General features: G+C 66.7%; 18 protein-coding genes, 1 rRNA gene and 1 pseudogene. 10 read left to right on the top strand and 10 right to left on the bottom strand.

Annotated elements, in window-relative coordinates; genetic code table 11:
* Window positions 1–86: 86 nt before the first annotated feature.
* The 3 genes from ATI37_RS09455 to ATI37_RS09445 form a co-directional block, all read right to left on the bottom strand.
* Window positions 87–1,602: ribosomal RNA gene (locus tag ATI37_RS09455) — 16S ribosomal RNA — on the bottom strand.
* A 102-nt stretch (window positions 1,603–1,704) separates the two neighbouring features.
* On the bottom strand, window positions 1,705–2,166 hold the full coding sequence (gene nrdR, locus ATI37_RS09450) for a transcriptional regulator NrdR (protein ID WP_117238126.1): 462 nt from the start codon (window positions 2,164–2,166) through the stop codon (window positions 1,705–1,707).
* The gene (locus tag ATI37_RS09445) at window positions 2,163–2,870 is read right to left on the bottom strand and encodes an SDR family NAD(P)-dependent oxidoreductase (protein WP_117238125.1); all 708 of its coding nucleotides are present in this window, start codon (window positions 2,868–2,870) and stop codon (window positions 2,163–2,165) included. Before ATI37_RS09445 ends, nrdR begins: the two co-directional genes overlap by 4 nt.
* A 29-nt stretch (window positions 2,871–2,899) precedes the next feature.
* Between ATI37_RS09445 and ATI37_RS09440 the strand changes: the two genes are divergently transcribed.
* A complete protein-coding gene (locus tag ATI37_RS09440; RefSeq protein ID WP_117238124.1) occupies window positions 2,900–3,379 on the top strand; it encodes a macro domain-containing protein in 480 nt (159 codons plus the stop codon).
* Here the strand turns inward: ATI37_RS09440 and ATI37_RS09435 are convergent.
* Window positions 3,376–4,233: an Ig domain-containing protein gene (locus ATI37_RS09435; protein ID WP_117238123.1), complete on the bottom strand. Its 858-nt coding sequence runs from the start codon at window positions 4,231–4,233 to the stop codon at window positions 3,376–3,378. The two genes, ATI37_RS09440 and ATI37_RS09435, sit on opposite strands and share 4 nt — an antisense overlap.
* Before the next feature lie 30 nt (window positions 4,234–4,263).
* Here ATI37_RS09435 and dcd point away from each other — a divergent pair, with 30 nt between their 5' ends.
* Genes dcd through trmH form a run of 5 tightly spaced genes read left to right on the top strand, consistent with a single transcriptional unit; the run spans window position 4,264 to window position 7,680 of the window.
* Window positions 4,264–4,809, top strand: a complete 546-nt coding sequence (dcd, locus tag ATI37_RS09430; protein WP_117238122.1) for a dCTP deaminase — start codon at window positions 4,264–4,266, stop codon at window positions 4,807–4,809.
* A 3-nt stretch (window positions 4,810–4,812) separates the two neighbouring features.
* Complete coding sequence (locus ATI37_RS09425) at window positions 4,813–5,415, top strand: peptidylprolyl isomerase (RefSeq protein ID WP_117238121.1); 603 nt, start codon at window positions 4,813–4,815, stop codon at window positions 5,413–5,415.
* Window positions 5,412–6,491: an ATP phosphoribosyltransferase regulatory subunit gene (locus ATI37_RS09420; protein ID WP_117238120.1), complete on the top strand. Its 1,080-nt coding sequence runs from the start codon at window positions 5,412–5,414 to the stop codon at window positions 6,489–6,491. The genes ATI37_RS09425 and ATI37_RS09420 overlap by 4 nt, the downstream gene beginning before the upstream one ends.
* Window positions 6,488–7,099 carry an ATP phosphoribosyltransferase gene (hisG, locus tag ATI37_RS09415; protein WP_117238119.1) on the top strand — a complete coding sequence of 204 codons (612 nt, stop codon included), beginning with the start codon at window positions 6,488–6,490 and terminating at the stop codon, window positions 7,097–7,099. Before ATI37_RS09420 ends, hisG begins: the two co-directional genes overlap by 4 nt.
* Complete coding sequence (gene trmH / locus ATI37_RS09410) at window positions 7,096–7,680, top strand: tRNA (guanosine(18)-2'-O)-methyltransferase TrmH (RefSeq protein ID WP_117238118.1); 585 nt, start codon at window positions 7,096–7,098, stop codon at window positions 7,678–7,680. Before hisG ends, trmH begins: the two co-directional genes overlap by 4 nt.
* 76 nt (window positions 7,681–7,756) lie before the next feature.
* Here the strand turns inward: trmH and ATI37_RS12180 are convergent, their stop codons facing one another.
* The 3 genes from ATI37_RS12180 to ATI37_RS09395 form a co-directional block, all read right to left on the bottom strand.
* Window positions 7,757–7,894 carry a hypothetical protein gene (locus ATI37_RS12180; RefSeq protein WP_232822488.1) on the bottom strand — a complete coding sequence of 46 codons (138 nt, stop codon included), beginning with the start codon at window positions 7,892–7,894 and terminating at the stop codon, window positions 7,757–7,759.
* 66 nt (window positions 7,895–7,960) lie between these two features.
* Window positions 7,961–8,917, bottom strand: a complete 957-nt coding sequence (locus ATI37_RS09400) for a branched-chain amino acid transaminase (RefSeq protein ID WP_117238117.1) — start codon at window positions 8,915–8,917, stop codon at window positions 7,961–7,963.
* Window positions 8,904–9,857: a hydrogen peroxide-inducible genes activator gene (locus ATI37_RS09395; protein WP_117238586.1), complete on the bottom strand. Its 954-nt coding sequence runs from the start codon at window positions 9,855–9,857 to the stop codon at window positions 8,904–8,906. The genes ATI37_RS09400 and ATI37_RS09395 overlap by 14 nt, the downstream gene beginning before the upstream one ends.
* A 102-nt stretch (window positions 9,858–9,959) precedes the next feature.
* Between ATI37_RS09395 and ATI37_RS09390 the strand changes: the two genes are divergently transcribed.
* Window positions 9,960–10,868, top strand: coding sequence for a manganese catalase family protein (locus tag ATI37_RS09390; RefSeq protein WP_117238116.1), 909 nt, complete (start codon window positions 9,960–9,962; stop codon window positions 10,866–10,868).
* 87 nt (window positions 10,869–10,955) lie between these two features.
* Here the strand turns inward: ATI37_RS09390 and dprA are convergent, their stop codons facing one another.
* Entirely contained in the window at window positions 10,956–11,957 is a 1,002-nt protein-coding gene (gene dprA, locus ATI37_RS09385; protein ID WP_117238585.1) for a DNA-processing protein DprA, read from the bottom strand.
* A gap of 82 nt (window positions 11,958–12,039) precedes the next feature.
* Here dprA and era point away from each other — a divergent pair, with 82 nt between their 5' ends.
* The 3 genes and pseudogenes from era to ATI37_RS09370 form a co-directional block, all read left to right on the top strand.
* Window positions 12,040–12,945 carry a GTPase Era gene (gene era / locus ATI37_RS09380; RefSeq protein ID WP_117238584.1) on the top strand — a complete coding sequence of 302 codons (906 nt, stop codon included), beginning with the start codon at window positions 12,040–12,042 and terminating at the stop codon, window positions 12,943–12,945.
* A 43-nt stretch (window positions 12,946–12,988) separates the two neighbouring features.
* Window positions 12,989–13,870 (top strand): acyltransferase, encoded by an 882-nt coding sequence (locus ATI37_RS09375; protein ID WP_117238115.1) that lies wholly within the window; start codon window positions 12,989–12,991, stop codon window positions 13,868–13,870.
* A pseudogene (locus ATI37_RS09370) lies at window positions 13,871–14,559 on the top strand (HesA/MoeB/ThiF family protein); the annotation flags it as partial.
* Between the two features lie 209 nt (window positions 14,560–14,768).
* Here ATI37_RS09370 and ATI37_RS09365 read toward each other — a convergent pair.
* Window positions 14,769–15,902 (bottom strand): citrate synthase/methylcitrate synthase, encoded by a 1,134-nt coding sequence (locus ATI37_RS09365; RefSeq protein WP_117238114.1) that lies wholly within the window; start codon window positions 15,900–15,902, stop codon window positions 14,769–14,771.
* A 58-nt stretch (window positions 15,903–15,960) separates the two neighbouring features.
* Entirely contained in the window at window positions 15,961–17,118 is a 1,158-nt protein-coding gene (locus tag ATI37_RS09360) for a class I SAM-dependent rRNA methyltransferase (protein ID WP_117238113.1), read from the bottom strand.
* Between the last annotated feature and the right edge of the window lie 18 nt (window positions 17,119–17,136).

Here is a 17,136-nt window from a genome sequence, read left to right as displayed (position 1 = left end):
GCCTCGCTTCTAGCCAAAAAAGGGGCGCCCGAAGGCGCCCCCAAGGAATCCTGAAAAGGGGAGAACACAGGACCCTGGCTCCTTAGAAAGGAGGTGATCCAGCCGCACCTTCCGGTACAGCTACCTTGTTACGACTTCGCCCCAGTCACGAGCCCTACCCTCGGCGCCTGCCCTAAGGCTCCCAGCGACTTCGGGTAGAACCCGCTCCCATGGCGTGACGGGCGGTGTGTACAAGGCCCGGGAACGTATTCACCGCGGCATGGCTGATCCGCGATTACTAGCGATTCCGCCTTCATGGGGTCGGGTTGCAGACCCCAATCCGAACTACGCCCACCTTTCCGCGATCCGCTCCCCGTCACCAGGTCGCCTCGCTCTGTAGTGGGCATTGTAGCACGTGTGTCGCCCAGGCCGTAAGGGCCATGATGACCAGACGTCGTCCCCGCCTTCCTCCCGCTTTCGCAGGCAGTCCCGTTAGAGTGCCCGGCCAAACCGCTGGCAACTAACGGCAGGGGTTGCGCTCGTTGCGGGACTTAACCCAACATCTCACGACACGAGCTGACGACGGCCATGCAGCACCTGTGCTAGGGCTCCCCTCACGGGGCACCCCAGGCTTTCACCCAGGTCCCCTAGCATGTCAAGGCCTGGTAAGGTTCTTCGCGTTGCTTCGAATTAAACCACATGCTCCACCGCTTGTGCGGGCCCCCGTCAATTCCTTTGAGTTTCAGCCTTGCGGCCGTACTCCCCAGGCGGCGCGCTTAACGCGTTGGCTTCGGCCCCCAGATACCCCAGAGACCTAGCGCGCATCGTTTAGGGCGTGGACTACCCGGGTATCTAATCCGGTTTGCTCCCCACGCTTTCGCGCCTCAGCGTCACGAACGAGCCAGGTGGCTGCCTTCGCCATCGGCGTTCCTCCCGGTATCTGCGCATTTCACCGCTACTCCGGGAATTCCACCACCCCCTCCCGCCGTCTAGCCCAAGCGTATCCCACGCTCCTCCACGGTTGAGCCGTGGCCTTTCACATGGGACGCCCTGGACCGCCTACACGCCCTTTACGCCCAGTAAATCCGGGTAACGCTCGCGCCCTCCGTATTACCGCGGCTGCTGGCACGGAGTTGGCCGGCGCTATTACCCCAGTACCGTCAGCCCCCTCTCCGGGGATTTCGTCCCGGGTTCAGGAGTTTACACCCCGAAGGGCTTCCTCCTCCAAGCGGCGTCGCTCCGTCAGGCTTGCGCCCATTGCGGAAGATTCCTAACTGCTGCCTCCCGTAGGAGTGGGGCCCGTGTCTCAGTGCCCCTGTGGCCGGCCATCCTCTCAGACCGGCTACCCGTCGTCGCCTTGGTGGGCCTTTACCCCACCAACTGGCTGATGGGACGCGGGCCCATCCGGAAGCGGGCAACGCCCTTTGAACGCACCCCACAGGATGCGTCCACATGGGGGATTAGCCTGGGTTTCCCCAGGTTGTCCCCCTCTTCCGGGTAGGTCACCCACGCGTTACTCACCCGTCCGCCGCTAGCCGTGAGAAACCCCACGGCCCGCACGACTTGCATGTCTTAGGCACGCCGCCAGCGTTCACCCTGAGCCAGGATCAAACTCTCCAAAAGAAAACGCCGCTAAGGCGCCTGTGCACTCGCTTTGGCCCTGTGTTCTCCCCTTATCAAGATCCCCCTGCTTGGGCCTTGGCCCGCGCAGCAAAGGCTATCCTATCAAGGCCCCTCTTCTTTGTCAACCCCCGAGAGGTGGCGGATCTCCTCTATGAAGCGCTCCACGGAGTCAAACTCCCGGTATACGGAGGCGAAGCGGATGTAGGCCACCTGGTCCAGGTCCCGCAGGAAGGCCATGGCCTTGAGGCCGATCTCCTCGGAGGCGACCTCCGGGCCCGTCACCTGGTCCTCAAAGGTGTAGGCGAAGCGCTTCAAGGCCTCGTGGTCCACGGGGCGCTTCTCGCAGGCGAGGAGCAGACCCCTCAAGAGCTTGTCGGGGTTGAAGGGCTCCTTGCGCCCATCCCGTTTGACCACCATGAGGGGTTCCAGCTGGGTGCGCTCGTAGGTGGTGAAGCGGCGGGCGCAAGAGGGGCACTCCCGCCTCCTGCGGATGGCAGCCCCCTCGTCGGAGGGCCTGGAGTCCACCACCCGGGTGTCGGGATGGGCGCAATAAGGACACTTCATAGCACTTCGTGGGGCATCCCGTAAACCTCAGGGGAGACCGGGGGCTCGGGCAGCTGGACCTCGAGGACCACTCCCCGCACCCCTTCGGCCACCATGGACCCCAAGGCCAAGGCCGCCCGCACCAGGGCCTGGTCGTGGGCCTCAGCCACGGGATCCCGTGAGGGGACCACCCCGTTCACCCGCACCCCGGGGAAGGTGCGGCTGGCCCCCTCGATGAGTCCCTCCACCGCCTTGCGCACGGAGAGGGTGTGGGGCTCTATGCGCACCGATGGAGGCAGGACCAAGGTGACGAAACCGCCTCCTGAGAGGTGCCTTAGCCCCTGCTGCAGGACGTAGAGGCTGGACTTCACGTCCTGGCTCATGAGGTCGTACCACTCCCCTTCCAATAGCTCCACGAAGGGGGTCTTGCTCTCGGCGGTGGTCACGTGGACGATGCCGTCCAGAAGGCCGAAGAGCTCCTCCACCTTCTCAAAGGTACCCGTGACGTCCAAGACCACGCTCATGTCCCCCCGGATGGGGATGGCCGTGGTCCCCAAGGCCTCCACCTCCGAGGCCACCGCGGTGGCTAGCTCCACGTCGGGGTCCACGGCGATCACCGTGGCCCCGTTCCGGCCGTAGCCGTGGGCGATGGCCCGGCCAAAGCCCCGCCCGGCTCCGGTCACCATGACGATCCGCCCCTCGAGGCCCAAGAGGTCCCGTGACATCAGGCCCCATTCTACGTGAAAATAAGGCCATGGCCCGTATCCGGATCGCGGAGGGGGACATCACCGAGTTCCAAGGGGACGCCATCGTCAACGCCGCCAACAACTACCTGAAGCTAGGGGCGGGGGTGGCGGGGGCTATCCTGAGGAAAGGGGGTCCCTCCATCCAGGAGGAGTGCGACAGGATCGGCAAGATCCGCGTAGGTGAGGCGGCGGTCACCGGGGCGGGGAACCTCAAGGCCCGCTACGTGATCCACGCCGCCGTCTTAGGGGACGAGCCCGCAAGCCTGGAGACCGTACGCCAGGCCACCCGAAGCGCCCTGGAGAAGGCGGTGGAACTGGGCCTGAAGACCTTGGCCTTCCCCCTCCTGGGGACCGGAGTGGGGGGGCTTCCTGTGGGAGAGGTGGCCCGGGTCATGCTGGAGGAGATCAAGAAGGCCCCGGATACCCTCGAGGTCACCCTCTTTGGCTACCGCCAGGAGGACGCCGAGGCCATCCGGCGAGCCCTCTAGTCCCCACCTTCGGGCCTGGCCTCCCGAGGCGGGGCCTCTCTCGGGAAGTACCCTTCTCCTAGTCGCCTCAGGTCCCCCTCTCCCACCTTCCCGTCCCCGTCCAGGTCCCCCTTGAGCTCCCTCCCCTCCCTGCCCCAGTTCTGGGCAAGGGCCAGGAGCTCGGCGAAGGGCTTGCCCCGGGGAAGGGGCTGGCCCAGGGCCCTCCCCTCCCTGTCGTAGAGGACGATCCGGGGGGAGAGCCTGGGGGTGAGGGGCCTGGCCGGGGTGAGGAGGAGGCGGAAGGCCTCCTGGTCCCTAAGGGGCCTCGGGAAGGCCATGTCCAGGCGCAGGAGGCCCGTCTCGGGGTCGTAGTCCAGGAGGTAGGCGGGGCTGGCCCCCCGGAAGCTGGCGAGCTCCGGGGCGAGGTCCTGGAGGCGGACCTCCAGCTGGAAGCCCAGAGCCTCCCGCACCTCCACCCGCCCCAGTAGGAGGAAGGGCCCCTCCACCTGGGCCGGGGGCAGGACCAGGGTGAGCCTGGGGGGCGGGGGGTCGGAGACGGTGAGGGTGAGGCGGGCGGTGCGGCTGTTCTTGGCCCCGTCCTCGAGGGTGAGGGTGAGGGGAAACTGGCCCCTCTCCCGGGGCACGCCGCTGATCCGCCCCCCCTGGAAGGTGAGGCCCTGGGGGAGCCTGCCCTCCAAGGCAAAGCTGTAGGGCCGCACCCCGCCCTCGGCGCTAAAGGCGTGGAGGTAGCTTTCTCCCAGGTAGGCGGGGGGCAGGCTGGTGGCGGTAAGGCGCAGGGGTTCGGCCCCCAGACCGGTGGGGTCCTGGGTGCCGCAGGCGGCGAGGAGGAGAAGGAAGGGCCAAAGCCTCCGCATGAGGCTAGTCTAACGGGTATAGTTGAGGGCATGGTGAAGCCGGACTGGTGGATCCGGGAGATGGCGAAAAAGGGGATGATCGAGCCCTTTGAGGAGCGCCTGGTGCGGGAAGGGGTCATCAGCTACGGCCTTTCCAGCTTCGGCTATGACCTCCGGGCTGCCCCCGAGTGGCGGATCTTCACGGACCTCTTCTCCACGGTGGTGGACCCCAAGGGGTTTGACCCCAAAAGCTTTGTGGAGTACGAGGGGGAGGAGGTCATCATCCCCCCCAACTCCTTCGCCCTCACCCGGAGCGTGGAGTACATCCGCATGCCGGAGAACGTCATCGCCATCGCCTTGGGCAAGAGCACCTACGCCCGGTGCGGCATCGTGGCCAACGTCACCCCCCTGGAGCCCGGCTGGGAGGGGCACGTGACCCTGGAGATCTCCAACACCGCCCCCTTGCCCGCCAAGGTCTACGCTGGGGAGGGCATCGTCCAGCTCCTCTTCCTGGAAGGCCCTAAGCCCGAGGTCACCTACCGGGACCGCCAGGGCAAGTACCAGGGCCAAAGGGGCATCACCCTGCCCCGGGTGTAGGCTATGGCCGCGCGCCTTTTCCTTCTCCTCGCCCTCTTCCTCAGCGCTTGCCGAGGTGAGAGCATGAAGCCCCTCCCCTACCTCTCCGAAACCCCCGTTCGCACCTTTTCCGCCCCCAAGGCGGTCCTGGAGCCCGGAAAGGACTACTACGCAAGGCTCAGGACCACCAAGGGGGAGATCCTCCTGGACCTTCTGGAAAAGGAAGCCCCCAACACGGTGAACTCCTTTGTCTTCCTGGCCCTCCACCGCTACTTTGAGGGGGTGGAGTGGCACCGGGTCATCCCTGGCTTCGTGGCCCAGACGGGGGACCCCACGGGCACCGGGCGGGGCGGCCCCGGCTACACCTTTGGCCTGGAGATCGCCCCGGGGCTGGCCTACGACCGGGAAGGGATGGTGGGCATGGCCCGCACCCAGGACCCCAACTCCAACGGGAGCCAGTTCTTCATCACCCTAGGGCCCGCCCCCCACCTCACGGGCCAGTACACCCTCTTCGCAAAGGTGGTGGAGGGGATGGGGGTGGTGAGGCGCCTCAATCCCACGGAGGGCCCCCTGGCCACGGGGGCCAGGGACAAGCTCCTCTCCGTGGAGATCCTGATCAAGGAATGATCCCTGAGGGCACCCGCTTCCTCCTCCCCCCGGAGGCCCGGCTCAAGGCCGAGGCCATGGGCAGGCTTCAGGACCTCTTCCGGCGCTACGGGTATGAGCCCGTGGAGCTCCCCGCCCTCGAGGCCTTTGACCCCCTCCACCCCCTGGCCCAGAGGTCCTTCAAGCTGGTGGACAGGACCGGGGAGGTCCTGGCCCTGAGGAGCGAGTTCACCACCCTTCTTGCGAAGCTCCTCAGGCCCCACCTCCAAGAGGGGGTCCACCGCTTCCAGTACGCCGGGTCCCTATGGCTGAGGGAGGCGGATGCGGAGCTCGGGCGCCTAAGGGAGTACACCCAGGTGGGCCTGGAGCTCATCGGGGCCACGGGGCCCCTGGCCGACGCCGAGGTCTTGGAGCTCGCCTTCGCCGCCCTCGAGGCCCTGGGGGTAGAAGGGGTGGTGGAGGTGGGCCTCCCCAGCCTGGTGGGGGAGGTACTCCGGGCCTCCGGCCTCCCCGAGGAGGCCCAAAGGGAGGCCCAAAAGGCCATCCACCGCAAGAACCTGCCTGAACTCCAGGCCCTCCTCGCCCGCTACCCGGTGTCCGAGGAGGCCAGGAAGACCCTCCTCGCCCTCCCCGATCTCTACGGGGAGGAGGAGGTCCTGAAGGAGGCGGAAGGCCTCCCCCTCCCAAAGAGGGCCAGGGAGGCCCTGAAGAACCTGCGGAGGGCCCTGGACCTCCTGGGGAGGCCCGTGCTCCTGGACCTGGGCATGGCCCGGCGCTACGAGTACTACTCGGGGATCTTCTTCCGGGCCTACACCCCGGGCTTCGGCCTCCCCCTCCTGGGGGGCGGGCGGTACGACGGGGCCCTCCTGCCCAAGGCAGCGGGTTTTGCCCTGGGGGTGGAGAGGCTTTTGGAGGCCCTCAAGCTCCCCCAGGGGGAAGCCCCCCCGGAGGTCCTGGCCCTGGACCTCAAAGCCCTCCGCCGCTTCGCCAAGGAGAGGCGGGTGGAGCTATTCCACGGCGAGGACCCCGTGGCCCACGCCAAGGCCCGGGGCATCCCCTACCTGGCCCAGGGGGAGCAGCTTTGGAGGGTGGAATGAGGCGGAACCTCCTCACCGTGGCCCTGCCCAAGGGGCGGATCTTCGGGGAGGCCTACCAGGCCCTAAAGAGGGCGGGCCTAGACCTCCCCCCCGTTTTGGACGAGAGGGCCCTCCTCCACGGGAAGGAAGGGGGCATCGCCCTTCTGGAACTCCGCAACAAGGACGTGCCCGTCTACGTGGACCTGGGCATCGCCGAGATAGGGGTGGTGGGGAAGGACATCCTCCTGGACTCGGGCCGGGACCTCTTTGAGCCCGTGGACCTGGGCTTTGGGGCCTGCCGCCTTTCCCTCATCCGCCGCCCCGGGGACAAGGGGCCCATCCGCCGCATCGCCACCAAGTACCCCCTCTTCACCGCCCGGCTCCTCAAGGAGCGGGGCTGGGTGGCGGACGTGGTGGAGCTTTCCGGCAACATCGAGCTGGCGGCGGTCACGGGGCTAGCGGATGCCGTGGTGGACGTGGTAGAGACCGGGGCCACCCTGAGGTCGGCGGGGCTAGAGGAGGTGGAGGTCCTGGCCCGCTCCAGCGCCAGGCTCATCGTGAACCGCCAGGCCCTGAAGTTGAAGCGGGACCTCCTGAAGCCCCTCATCGCCCATTTGCGGAACCCATGAGGGAGCGCACGCCACAAAGGCAGAAGCGCCTGGAGGAGGTCCTTAGGCGGCGGCAGCCGGACCTCACGGCCCTGCTGGAAAACGTCCACAAGCCCCACAACCTCTCCGCCATCCTACGCACCTGCGACGCGGTGGGGGTCCTCGAGGCCCACGCCGTGAACCCCACGGGGGGTGTGCCCACCTTCAACGAGACCAGCGGGGGAAGCCACAAATGGGTCTACCTCCGGGTCCACCCCAGCACGGAGGAGGCCTTCCGGCACCTCCGGGAGAGGGGCTTTCGGATCTACGCCACCGCCCTAAGGGAGGGGGCCCAGGACTACCGGGAGGTGGACTACACCAGGCCCACCGCCATCGTCTTCGGGGCGGAGAAGTGGGGAGTTTCCGAGGAGGCCCTGGCCCTCTCGGACGGCCTCGTCCACATCCCCATGCTGGGCATGGTGCAGAGCCTCAACGTCTCCGTGGCTGCGGCGGTGATCCTCTTTGAGGCCCAGCGGCAGAGGCTCATGGCGGGGCTTTACGACAGGCCCCGCCTGGACCCCGAGCTCTACCAAAAGGTGCTCGCGGACTGGCTCAGGAAGTGAGGAAGGCCTCCTCCAGGAGTTCTTGCAGGGACTTGGCCTTTACCCCGAGCACGGAGACCCACCCCTGAAGCTCCCCTCAGGCCTCCTCGTCTCCTGAATTCCCCTTGGCCCTTCTCCAAGCGCTCTGGGCCTCTTCGGGCCCATCCAGGAGAACTTCTAGAACCTCCCGCAAGCGCTCCTTGCGCATGCGTTTCCAGGCTTCTGCCTTGGGCATCCTCCTATCTTGGCCTGGTGCTCGCGGATGCGCGCCCGGTAGCCCTCCGCGCTTTTGCGCAACCGCCTATCGCCCATTCACATACGTGAGCCAGGCCTCGTACTCCGGCCGCCGCCCGGTGGCCGCCTCCAGGTAGACCTCCCGAAGCCTCAGGGCCACGGGTCCGGCGGTGCCCTGCCCGATGGGCCGCCAGTCGATCATGGACACCGGGGTCACCTCGGCGGCGGTCCCGGTCATGAAGACCTCGTCGGCCATGTAGAGCTGGTCCCGGGTGGCCCGCACCACCTGGACCTCATAGCCGAGGTCCCGGGCGATCCTTATCACGGAGTCCCGGGTGATGCCTTCGAGGTTCACCGAGTGCTCCAGGGCGTAGACCACCCCGTCCCGCACGAAGAAGAGGTTCTCCCCGCTCCCCTCGGCCACGTAGCCCTCCTCGTCCAGGAGGAGGGCCTCGTCGGCCCCGGCGGCCAGGGCCTCCATCTTGGCCAGGGCGGAGTTCACGTAGTTCCCCCCCACCTTGGCCTTCCCCGGTAGGACGTTGGCGGGGAAGCGGGCCCAAGAGCTGGTGATGAGCTTAGCCCCCCTCCGCACCGCCTCCTCCCCCAGGTAGGCCCCCCACTCCCAGGCGGCCACCATGACCTCGGCGGGGTTGTTGGGCAGGGGGTTCACCCCCAGGGCCCTGGCCCCCATCCAGGCCAGGGGGCGGATGTAGCAGCTCTTGTAGCCGTTTCGCCGCACCACCTCCTGGATGGCCTCGTCTAGCTCCTCCGGGGTGTAGGGGATCTCCATGCGGAGGACCTTGGCGGAGTGGAAGAGGCGCCGCACATGCTCCTTTAGGCGGAAGATGGCCGGGCCCCTGGGGGTCTCGTAGGCCCTTATCCCCTCAAAGACGCTGGTGCCGTAGTGGAGGGCGTGGCTTAGGACGCTGGTCTTGGCCTCCTCCTGGGGAACCAGCTTGCCGTTGAACCAGATGAGGCCCGCTCGGATCTGGACATCCCCCCCTTTGGCCTCAGGCTTGGTCATAGCTAACCTCCGCCCCCATCATAAGGGTTTGGGAAGGCCTTGCGGCCAGCCGCAGGGTCTGGAAGACCGCCTTGGCCTCCTCCCCCAGGCGCAGGGCCGCGGGAGCCTTGAGGCTCCCTTCCCGCAGGAGGAGGTAGACGGTCCGCCCCGCCCCCGGGGGCGCCAGGGGGCGCAGGTGGGCCCACCTGGCCGGGGGGAGCGTCCAGAGGGCGACCTCGGGAAGGAAGGTGAGCCCGCCCACCCCGTCCACCAAGAGGACAAGGGTCTCCAGGTCTCCGCTCAGGAACTCCAGGCGCCTCCGCCCCAGGCCCGGACGGCATACGGCGAGGATCTGGTCGCGGAAACAATGCCCCTCGGCCAGAACCCAGGTGTCCTCGAGGGGGATCTCTAGAGGGTGAATGGAGTCTTGGGCGTATAAGGGGTGGGTGGGGGACAGATAGGCCAGAAAGGTCTCCTCAAAAAGGGGTACGGCCTGGATACCTGGCCCCTTCTCGGGCGTGGCCACTAGCCCCGCATCCAGTCGCCCCTGCAACAGCCCCCGCAGAATGGAAGGGGTAAGCTCCTCCCAAACGGAAATTTCTAGCACAGGGTACAAGGCGCCGAAGCGGGGAAGAAGGTGGGGCAAAAGGTAGGGGGCCAGGGTGGGAATGACCCCCAAGTGGAAGGGCCCTTGGAAGCACCCCTCATCCCCCTTGACTAGGGCCTCTAGCCGCGCCACCTCCTCCAAAACCCTCCTGGCCTGGGCCACCACCGCCTGCCCCACCTCCGTGAGCTCTCCCCTGCGGCGGTCAAAGAGCTTGGCTCCCAAGGCCTCCTCCAGCTTACGGATCTGCACGCTTAGGGCAGGCTGGCTAAGGTAGACCCTCTCCGCAGCACGGGTAAAGCTTCTTTCCTCGGCCAGGGCCACCAGATAACGCAGTCGGTCTAAGGTAACGTTCATAAACATGGTTTATTTTACTGCCCAACAAAATCTATTGGACTTATGGACCTGGCCGATCTAGGGTGAGAGGTGCCTGGGTGCACCAGGCAGGAGGTGAAGGGTATGTTCCTGAGGATTGACCGGTTGCAGATAGAGCTTCCCATGCCCAAGGAGCAAGACCCCAACGCCGCAGCCGCCGTCCAGGCCCTCCTGGGCGGGCGGTTTGGAGAGATGTCCACCCTGATGAACTACATGTACCAGTCCTTCAACTTCCGGGGCAAAAAGGCCCTCAAGCCCTACTACGACCTCATCGCCAACATCGCCACGGAGGAGCTGGGGCACATTGAGCTCGTGGCCGCCACCATCAACTCCCTCTTGGCTAAGAACCCCGGGAAGGATCTGGAGGAAGGGGTAGACCCGGTAACCGCCCCCCTGGGCTTCGCCAAGGACGCCCGCAACGCCGCCCACTTTATCGCCGGCGGGGCCAACAGCCTGGTGATGGGGGCCATGGGGGAGCATTGGCACGGGGAGTACGTCTTCACCAGCGGCAACCTGATCCTGGATCTCCTCCACAATTTCTTCCTGGAGGTGGCCGCCCGCACCCACAAGCTCAGGGTCTACGAGATGACGGATAACCCCGTGGCCCGGGAGATGATCGGCTACCTCCTGGTGCGGGGCGGGGTCCACGCCGCCGCCTACGGTAAGGCCCTGGAGAGCCTCACTGGGGTAGAGATGACCAAGATGCTGCCCATCCCCAGGATCGAGAACAGCAAGTTCCCCGAGGCCAAGAAGTTCATGGACCTGGGCTTCCACCGCAACCTTTACCGCTTCAGCCAGGAGGACTACAAGGACCTAGGCCTCATCTGGACCGGCCCCTCCCCCGAGGACGGGAGCGAGGTGGTGGTGGTGGATGGACCTCCTGCGGGAGGCCCAGTCTTTGACCCGGGCCACGACGCTGCGGAGTTTGCCCCCGAGTTCCACCCCGCCGAACTCTACGAGATCGCCAAGAAGCTCTACAGCAAGGCTAAGTAGCAAGGAAGGGAGACCCCTGCCAAAGGCCTTACCCCGGCAGGGGTTTGCCTTTTTGGCGCTGGCCTTGGCCCCTGGAACAAGGGCCCCTCAGGCAACCCCATACCGCCCCCCGGGAAGGGCTTGGGCCAGGCCCTTAAGCTCCAGGAGGGTGAGGAGGGCGAGGACGGCCTCCGGGCTCAGGCCTAGGGCCTCCGCCAGGTGCTCGGGCAAGGCCTCCCCCTGGCGGAGGAGCTCGTAAAGCTGGGCCTCCTCCGGGGAAAGCTCCGGGGCCTCCTTGCGCCTCCCGGAAAAACCCAGGTAGGAGAGGGCATCCTCCGGGGCGAGGACCGGGTAGGCCCCGTCCTGGATGAGGCGGTTGGCCCCTTGGGAGCCCGGGTCCGTGGGACGGCCCGGCACCGCCAGGACCTCCTTGCCCAGCTCCAGGGCGTAGCGGGCGGTGATGAGGGCCCCGGACGCCAGGGGGGCCTCCACCACGATCACCGCCCGGGAGAGCCCAGCGATGAGGCGGTTCCTGCGGGGGAAGTGCTCCGGCTTGGGGCCGGTGCCCAAGGGGAACTCTGAGAGGAGGTCCATCCTCTCCGCCAAGGGGCGGTGCTCCGGCGGGTAGATGCGGTCCAGGGCGCTCCCCAAGACCCCCAGGGTGCGCCCCCCGGCCTCGAGGGCCCCCAGGTGGGCCTCCCGGTCAATGCCCCGGGCCAGGCCGGAGACCACCGCCGCCCCCGCCTCCGCCAGGGCCCGGGCCAGCCTGCGGGCAAAGGAAAGGGCCCAAGGGGCCGCCCTCCTGGTGCCCACGATGGCCACCGCCTCCCCCTCCTCCGGCAGGGCCCCCTTGAGGTAGAGGTGGGTGGGGGGCTGGGGAAGGCGCCTTAGGCCCTCGGGAAACCCCTCCTCCCAAAGGCCTAGGATGCGGAGGCCAAGGCGCTTTGCCCTCTGCCTCTCCGCCTCCGCTTGCCCCAGGGCTTCGGGAAGCTTTTCCAAAAGCTGGGGGAAGCGCTCCTCTAGGGCTGCCCTGGGATCTGGTTCCTCCAAAAGCTCCTGGAGCCTTTTGGGACCGATCCCCGGTAGGAGGGCCAGGGCCAAGGGGTCCACGGCCTGGAGTATACTGAAAAACCTGGAAGGTCCGGCCCCTGCCCCTATGGGCAAATCCCAAGGCCGGGATCACCTAAACGCCATGGAAGAGAAAACCCATTCCGGATTCGTGTCCATCGTGGGCAAGCCCAACGTGGGCAAGTCCACCCTCCTCAACAACCTCTTGGGCATCAAGGTGGCTCCCGTAAGCCCAAGGCCCCAGACCACCCGGAAGCGCCTAAGGGGTATCCTCACCGAGGGGAACCGGCAGATCGTCTTCGTGGACACCCCGGGCCTCCACCAGCCCATGGACGCCCTGGGGGAGTTCATGGACCAGGAGGTCTACGAGGCCCTGGCCGACGTGAACGCCGTGGTGTGGGTGGCCGACCTCCGCCACCCCCCCACCCCGGAGGACGAGCTGGTGGCCAAGGCCCTAAAGCCCTTGGTGGGCAAGGTCCCCATCCTCCTCGTGGGCAACAAGCTGGACGAGGCCAAGTACCCGGAAGAGGCCCTGAAGGCCTACCACGCCCTCCTGCCCGAGGCCCTACCCCGGATGCTCTCCGCCCTGGACGAGAAGGGGGTGGGCGGGCTTAAGGCGGAGCTCCTCGCCCTCATGCCCGAAGGCCCCTTCTACTACCCCGAGGACCACGCCAAAAGCGACCAGACCTTCGGGGAGTGGGTGGCGGAGATCGTGCGGGAGGAGGCCATGAAGCGCCTCTGGCACGAGGTGCCCTACGCCATCGCCACCAAGGTGGAGGAGGTGGCGGAGAGGGAAAACGGTATCCTCTACATCAAGGTCCTCCTCTACGTGGAGCGCCCCTCCCAAAAGGGCATCGTCATCGGCGAAGAGGGACGGAAGCTCAAGGAGATCGGCCAGGCGGCGAGAAAGCAGCTGGAGGTCTTCTTGAACCGCAGGATCTACCTGGACCTCGAGGTCAAGGTCTACCCCGACTGGCGCAAGGACCCCGAGGCCCTGAGGGAGCTGGGCTACCGGGCCTCGGTAGGTTGAGCCCGGCCTCCCCTGAGGACCCCTTTCCCTTTACCATAGGCCTATGCCCTGGCTGCTCCCCAAGACCATCACCTCCTTCCACCAAAAGGCCCTGGACCGGTTCATCGGGGGCCTGGTGGAAAGGCTTGCCGACCCGGGGGTGGACCGGAACGCCCTGGTCCGCGAGGAGCTTGCCCGCCTCCTCTACGCCAGGCCCTACGAGGAGCTCTCGGAGGTGAACCCCCTGGCGGCCATGGCCCTGGATCCCGAGGGCATCACCTTTGAGGCCGAACACTACGCCGCCACAGACCAAGAGAAGTTCCAGAAGGCGAAGCCCCTCCTCTGGTTCTGGAAGGTCCTGGACCTCACCCCCATCGGCCAGTCCGTGCACTCCGGGGTGGCCATCCGCAGGGCCCTTGCCCCCTTCATCTTCAAGCGGGTGGGGAAAAACCCCAAGTTCTTCCAGAACGTGGAGTTCTCCGTGGGCTACAACCTGGAGCTGGGGGACGAGGTGGTGGTCCACCGCCACGTCCTCCTGGACGACATCGGGGGGATCAAGATCGGGGATAGGACCTCCCTTTCCGATTACGTGAACGTCTACAGCCACACCCACCACGTCCTGGCCTCCCCGGACGTGACCCTGAAGGAGACCATCATCGGCAGCGGGGTGCGCATCACCTACCACGCCACCATTCTGGCGGGGGTGCGCATCGGGGACGACGCCATGGTGGGCACCGGGGCCATCGTCACCAAGGACATCCCCCCCCACGCCATCGCCCTGGGCATCCCCGCCAAGCCCGTGCGCTACAAGGTGCGCCACGACTGCCCCTACTGCCGCAAGGGGGAGCCCCACCCCTCGGACCTCGTCCCCCAAGCGCCGGACCGCAAGGGCAACCCCGACTACCCCGACTTCCTCCCCCCCGGCTTCGGCACCCGGGAGGCCTAGATGTGGACCAAGGAGGAGCTGGACCGGTACCACCGGCAGATGATCCTGCCCGGGGTGGGCCCCGAGGGGCAGGAGAGGCTAAAGGGGGCCTCGGTGGTGGTGGTGGGGGCGGGGGGCTTGGGGTGCCCGTCCTCCAGTACCTGGTGGCGGCGGGGGTGGGCCGGGTGGGGATCGTGGAGATGGACCAGGTGGAGCTCTCCAACCTCCACCGCCAGGTCCTCTACGCCACGGAGGACGTGGGCCGGCCCAAGGCCCTGGTGGCCAAGGAGAGGCTTGCCGCCCTCAATCCCCTGGTGCGCCTCGAGGCCTACCCGGTGCGGCTCACCTCGGAAAACGCCCTGGAGATCCTGAAGGGTTACGACCTGGTGGTGGACGCCTCCGACAACTTCCCCACCCGCTACCTGGTGAGCGATGCCTGCGTCCTCTTGAACAAACCTTTGGTCTTTGGGGCCATCCACCAGTTTGACGGCCAGGTGGCCCTTTTCCACCACCCCACGGCGGAGGGGGAGATGGGCCCCTGCTACCGCTGCCTCTTCCCCAGGCCTCCCACCCCAGGTGCCGTGCCCTCCTGCGCCGAGGCCGGGGTCTTCGGGGTTCTCCCGGGCGCGGTGGGGGCCCTGATGGCAGTCGAGGCCTTGAAGATCCTCCTTGGACTCGGCAAGCCTTTATCTGGATACCTTCTGCTCTATGACGCCCTGGAAGCGGGTTTCCGTAGGCTCAAGGTGCGGCGCAATCCCACCTGCCCCGTCTGCGGGGAAAGCCCCACGCAGCGGGAACTCATAGACTACCAGGCCTTCTGCCGCCTGTAGAAACCCAGGATTCCCCTTAAACCCAGAACCCGTTAAAGCGGGCAAAGGCCGCCCCTGAAGGCTTTACGGGGCCCCCGGATGGGGTGGGGCTAGCCGCGGGCCTCAATGGGGACGTAGGGCTTGTCCAGCTCCCCGGTGTACTTGGCGTCGGGGCGCAGGAGGCGGTTGTCCAGCTCCTGGTACTCCAGGATGTGCCCCACCCAGCCGGAGATGCGGGCCACGGCGAAGATGGGGGTGAAGAACTCCAGGCCAAAGCCCAGGTCGGAGTAGACCACCCCGGAGTAGAAGTCCACGTTGGGGTAGATGCCCCTGGGGTTGAGCGCCTTCCCCGCCTCCTCCTCCACGACCTTTAGGACCTGGTAGGCCGTGGAGGAACCGTGCCTCTCCGCTACGCGGCGGGCTAGCTTCTCCAGGACTCCGGCCCGGGGGTCAAAGGCCTTGTATACCCGGTGGCCCATGCCCATGATGCGCTCTTTGTTAGAAAGCTTCTCCTGAACCCACTCCCGGGCCCTTTCCGGGGTACCGATCTCCTGGATCATCCTCATCACCGCCTCGTTGGCCCCCCCGTGCCTGGGGCCCTTCAAAGAGGCCACAGCGGCGGTGATGGCCGAGTAGAGGTCGCTTTCCGTGGAGAAGGCGGCGATGGCGGTGAAGGTGCTGGCGTTGAAGCCGTGCTCGGCGTGGAGGATCAGGGCCGCATCCATGAGGCGCTCCTGCTCGGGGGAAGGCTCCACGCCGCTCGCCATATAGAGGAAGTTGGCGGCGTGGGAGAGGTCCTCCCTAGGGGGGACGGGCTCTTGGCCCTCCTTGAGGCGCTTATTGGCAGCCACGATGGTGGCGAACTTGGCGATGAGGTCCAGGCTCTTCTGGTAAAGAGCCTCCCGGGAGATGTCCCCCTCGGTGGGATCCAGCATCCCTAGCTCGGAGACGGCAGTGCGCAGAAAGCTCATGGGGTGGGCTGAGGTGGGGTAGCGTCGGAAAGACTCCAGGAGATGTCCGGGCAGGGCCCGCCTTCTGGCCAACTCCCTTTTAAAGGTTCCCAGCTCATCTCGGTTGGGAAGTCTCCCGTGCAGGAGGAGAAAGGTGGTCTCCTCAAAGGTGCTCCTCTCCGCCAGCTCCTGGATGGGGATGCCGTAGTAGTAGAGGCGGCCCGCTTCCCCGTCGATGAAGCACATCCGGCTTTCCGTGAAGAGAACGCCCTCCAGACCCCGTGCCACTTCCATGGACCCTCCTTTTTCGCACCCCAGGGGTGCTCCCTTTTCATCATACAGGTCCAAGCGGCTAGAGGGCGTCCTCCTGGAGGATCAGGGTCTTGAGGTAGAGGCTCTCGGGGACGTGGAGGCTCCAGGGGTGGTCCTTGGGCTGGTGGGTGACGGCGTGGACCCTGAGGCGCATTCCTCGATCCGAAGCCGCCCGGCGGCCCACCTCCAGGAGGTCTTCCACCTTCAGGTAGTAGCTGCAGGTGGAAAGCCAGAGGTAGCCCTCAGAGGCAAGGAGGCGCAAGGCCTCCCGCACCAGGTCCACCAGGTGGCCCTTCATGGCGGGAAGCTCCTCTTTGCGCTTCACCAGGGTAGGGGGGTCCAGGAGGACGTGGTCAAAGGAACCCTCCAGGGCCCTAAGGACCTCCAAGGCCTCCCCGTGGCGGATGTCCACCCGAAGCCCCGCCTTAAGGGCAGCCCGGTCCAAGACGGCCAGGGCCTCGAGGTCCTTGTCCACCGCCAGGGCGTAGGCTCCCTTCCTAGCGGCCCTGAGGGCGAAGCCCCCCACGTAGCTGTACACGTCCAAGACCCGGTCCCCTGGGCGCACCATGGCCTCGAGGAGGCGGCGGTTTTCCCGCTGGTCCAAGTAGAAACCGGTCTTCTGGGCTAGGGCCAGGGGAATGGGGAAAAGGAGGCCGTCCTCCTCCACCAAGAGGATCTCCGGCACCTCCCCATAGGCCACCCCCACCCGCTCAGGCAGGCCCTCCTGCCGCCTCGCCTCCACGTCGCTCCGCTCATACACGCCCTTGGGCGCCACCACCTCCAGGAGGGTAGGAAACCAGGCCTCCCGGAGGGCCTCCATCCCCCGGGAGCGCACCTGGAGGACCAGGACCTCGCCGAAGCGGTCCACCACCAGGCCGGGAAGCCCATCCGCCTCCCCGTGGACCAGGCGGTGGCTTGAGCCTAGCCCTTCTCGCTTCCTAAGGGCCCTAGCGAACCGCTCCCGGAAAAAGCGGCGATCCAAGGGCCCCCGGTCAAAGCGGAAGGCCCGGAAGGGGATGCGGGAGCGGGGATCGTAATAGCCCACCGCCAGGAAGGCCCCATCGGCCCCATAGGCCTCCGCCACCCCTGCCTCTTCGGGGGCCTCGAGGAGCTCGTCCCGGTACACGTTGGGGTAGAAGTTCCTGAGCTTCCGCTCCTTCCCTGGCCTCACCACCACCCTCAGCACGGGCCCCAGCATACTCCGTGCTAACCTGGG

The sequence above is a fragment of the Thermus sediminis genome (assembly GCF_003426945.1).
Classification (GTDB): domain Bacteria; phylum Deinococcota; class Deinococci; order Deinococcales; family Thermaceae; genus Thermus; species Thermus sediminis.
The sequence above is the reverse complement of the archived record's forward strand: the minus strand, read 5'-3'. Positions and strand labels throughout refer to the sequence as shown.

Excerpts from the sequence above, each read along its gene's own strand:
- ATI37_RS09365 (WP_117238114.1), bottom strand. The coding sequence starts at position 15,902 with ATGGAAGTGGCACGGGGTCTGGAGGGCGTTCTCTTCACGGAAAGCCGG.
- ATI37_RS09440 (WP_117238124.1), top strand. The coding sequence starts at position 2,900 with ATGGCCCGTATCCGGATCGCGGAGGGGGACATCACCGAGTTCCAAGGG.
- nrdR (WP_117238126.1), bottom strand. The coding sequence starts at position 2,166 with ATGAAGTGTCCTTATTGCGCCCATCCCGACACCCGGGTGGTGGACTCC.
- ATI37_RS09390 (WP_117238116.1), top strand. The coding sequence starts at position 9,960 with ATGTTCCTGAGGATTGACCGGTTGCAGATAGAGCTTCCCATGCCCAAG.
- ATI37_RS09435 (WP_117238123.1), bottom strand. The coding sequence starts at position 4,233 with ATGCGGAGGCTTTGGCCCTTCCTTCTCCTCCTCGCCGCCTGCGGCACC.
- ATI37_RS09395 (WP_117238586.1), bottom strand. The coding sequence starts at position 9,857 with ATGAACGTTACCTTAGACCGACTGCGTTATCTGGTGGCCCTGGCCGAG.
- ATI37_RS09400 (WP_117238117.1), bottom strand. The coding sequence starts at position 8,917 with ATGACCAAGCCTGAGGCCAAAGGGGGGGATGTCCAGATCCGAGCGGGC.
- ATI37_RS09420 (WP_117238120.1), top strand. The coding sequence starts at position 5,412 with ATGATCCCTGAGGGCACCCGCTTCCTCCTCCCCCCGGAGGCCCGGCTC.
- ATI37_RS09360 (WP_117238113.1), bottom strand. The coding sequence starts at position 17,118 with ATGCTGGGGCCCGTGCTGAGGGTGGTGGTGAGGCCAGGGAAGGAGCGG.
- era (WP_117238584.1), top strand. The coding sequence starts at position 12,040 with ATGGAAGAGAAAACCCATTCCGGATTCGTGTCCATCGTGGGCAAGCCC.
- ATI37_RS09425 (WP_117238121.1), top strand. The coding sequence starts at position 4,813 with ATGGCCGCGCGCCTTTTCCTTCTCCTCGCCCTCTTCCTCAGCGCTTGC.
- ATI37_RS09445 (WP_117238125.1), bottom strand. The coding sequence starts at position 2,870 with ATGTCACGGGACCTCTTGGGCCTCGAGGGGCGGATCGTCATGGTGACC.
- ATI37_RS09375 (WP_117238115.1), top strand. The coding sequence starts at position 12,989 with ATGCCCTGGCTGCTCCCCAAGACCATCACCTCCTTCCACCAAAAGGCC.
- ATI37_RS12180 (WP_232822488.1), bottom strand. The coding sequence starts at position 7,894 with ATGCCCAAGGCAGAAGCCTGGAAACGCATGCGCAAGGAGCGCTTGCGG.
- dcd (WP_117238122.1), top strand. The coding sequence starts at position 4,264 with ATGGTGAAGCCGGACTGGTGGATCCGGGAGATGGCGAAAAAGGGGATG.
- hisG (WP_117238119.1), top strand. The coding sequence starts at position 6,488 with ATGAGGCGGAACCTCCTCACCGTGGCCCTGCCCAAGGGGCGGATCTTC.
- trmH (WP_117238118.1), top strand. The coding sequence starts at position 7,096 with ATGAGGGAGCGCACGCCACAAAGGCAGAAGCGCCTGGAGGAGGTCCTT.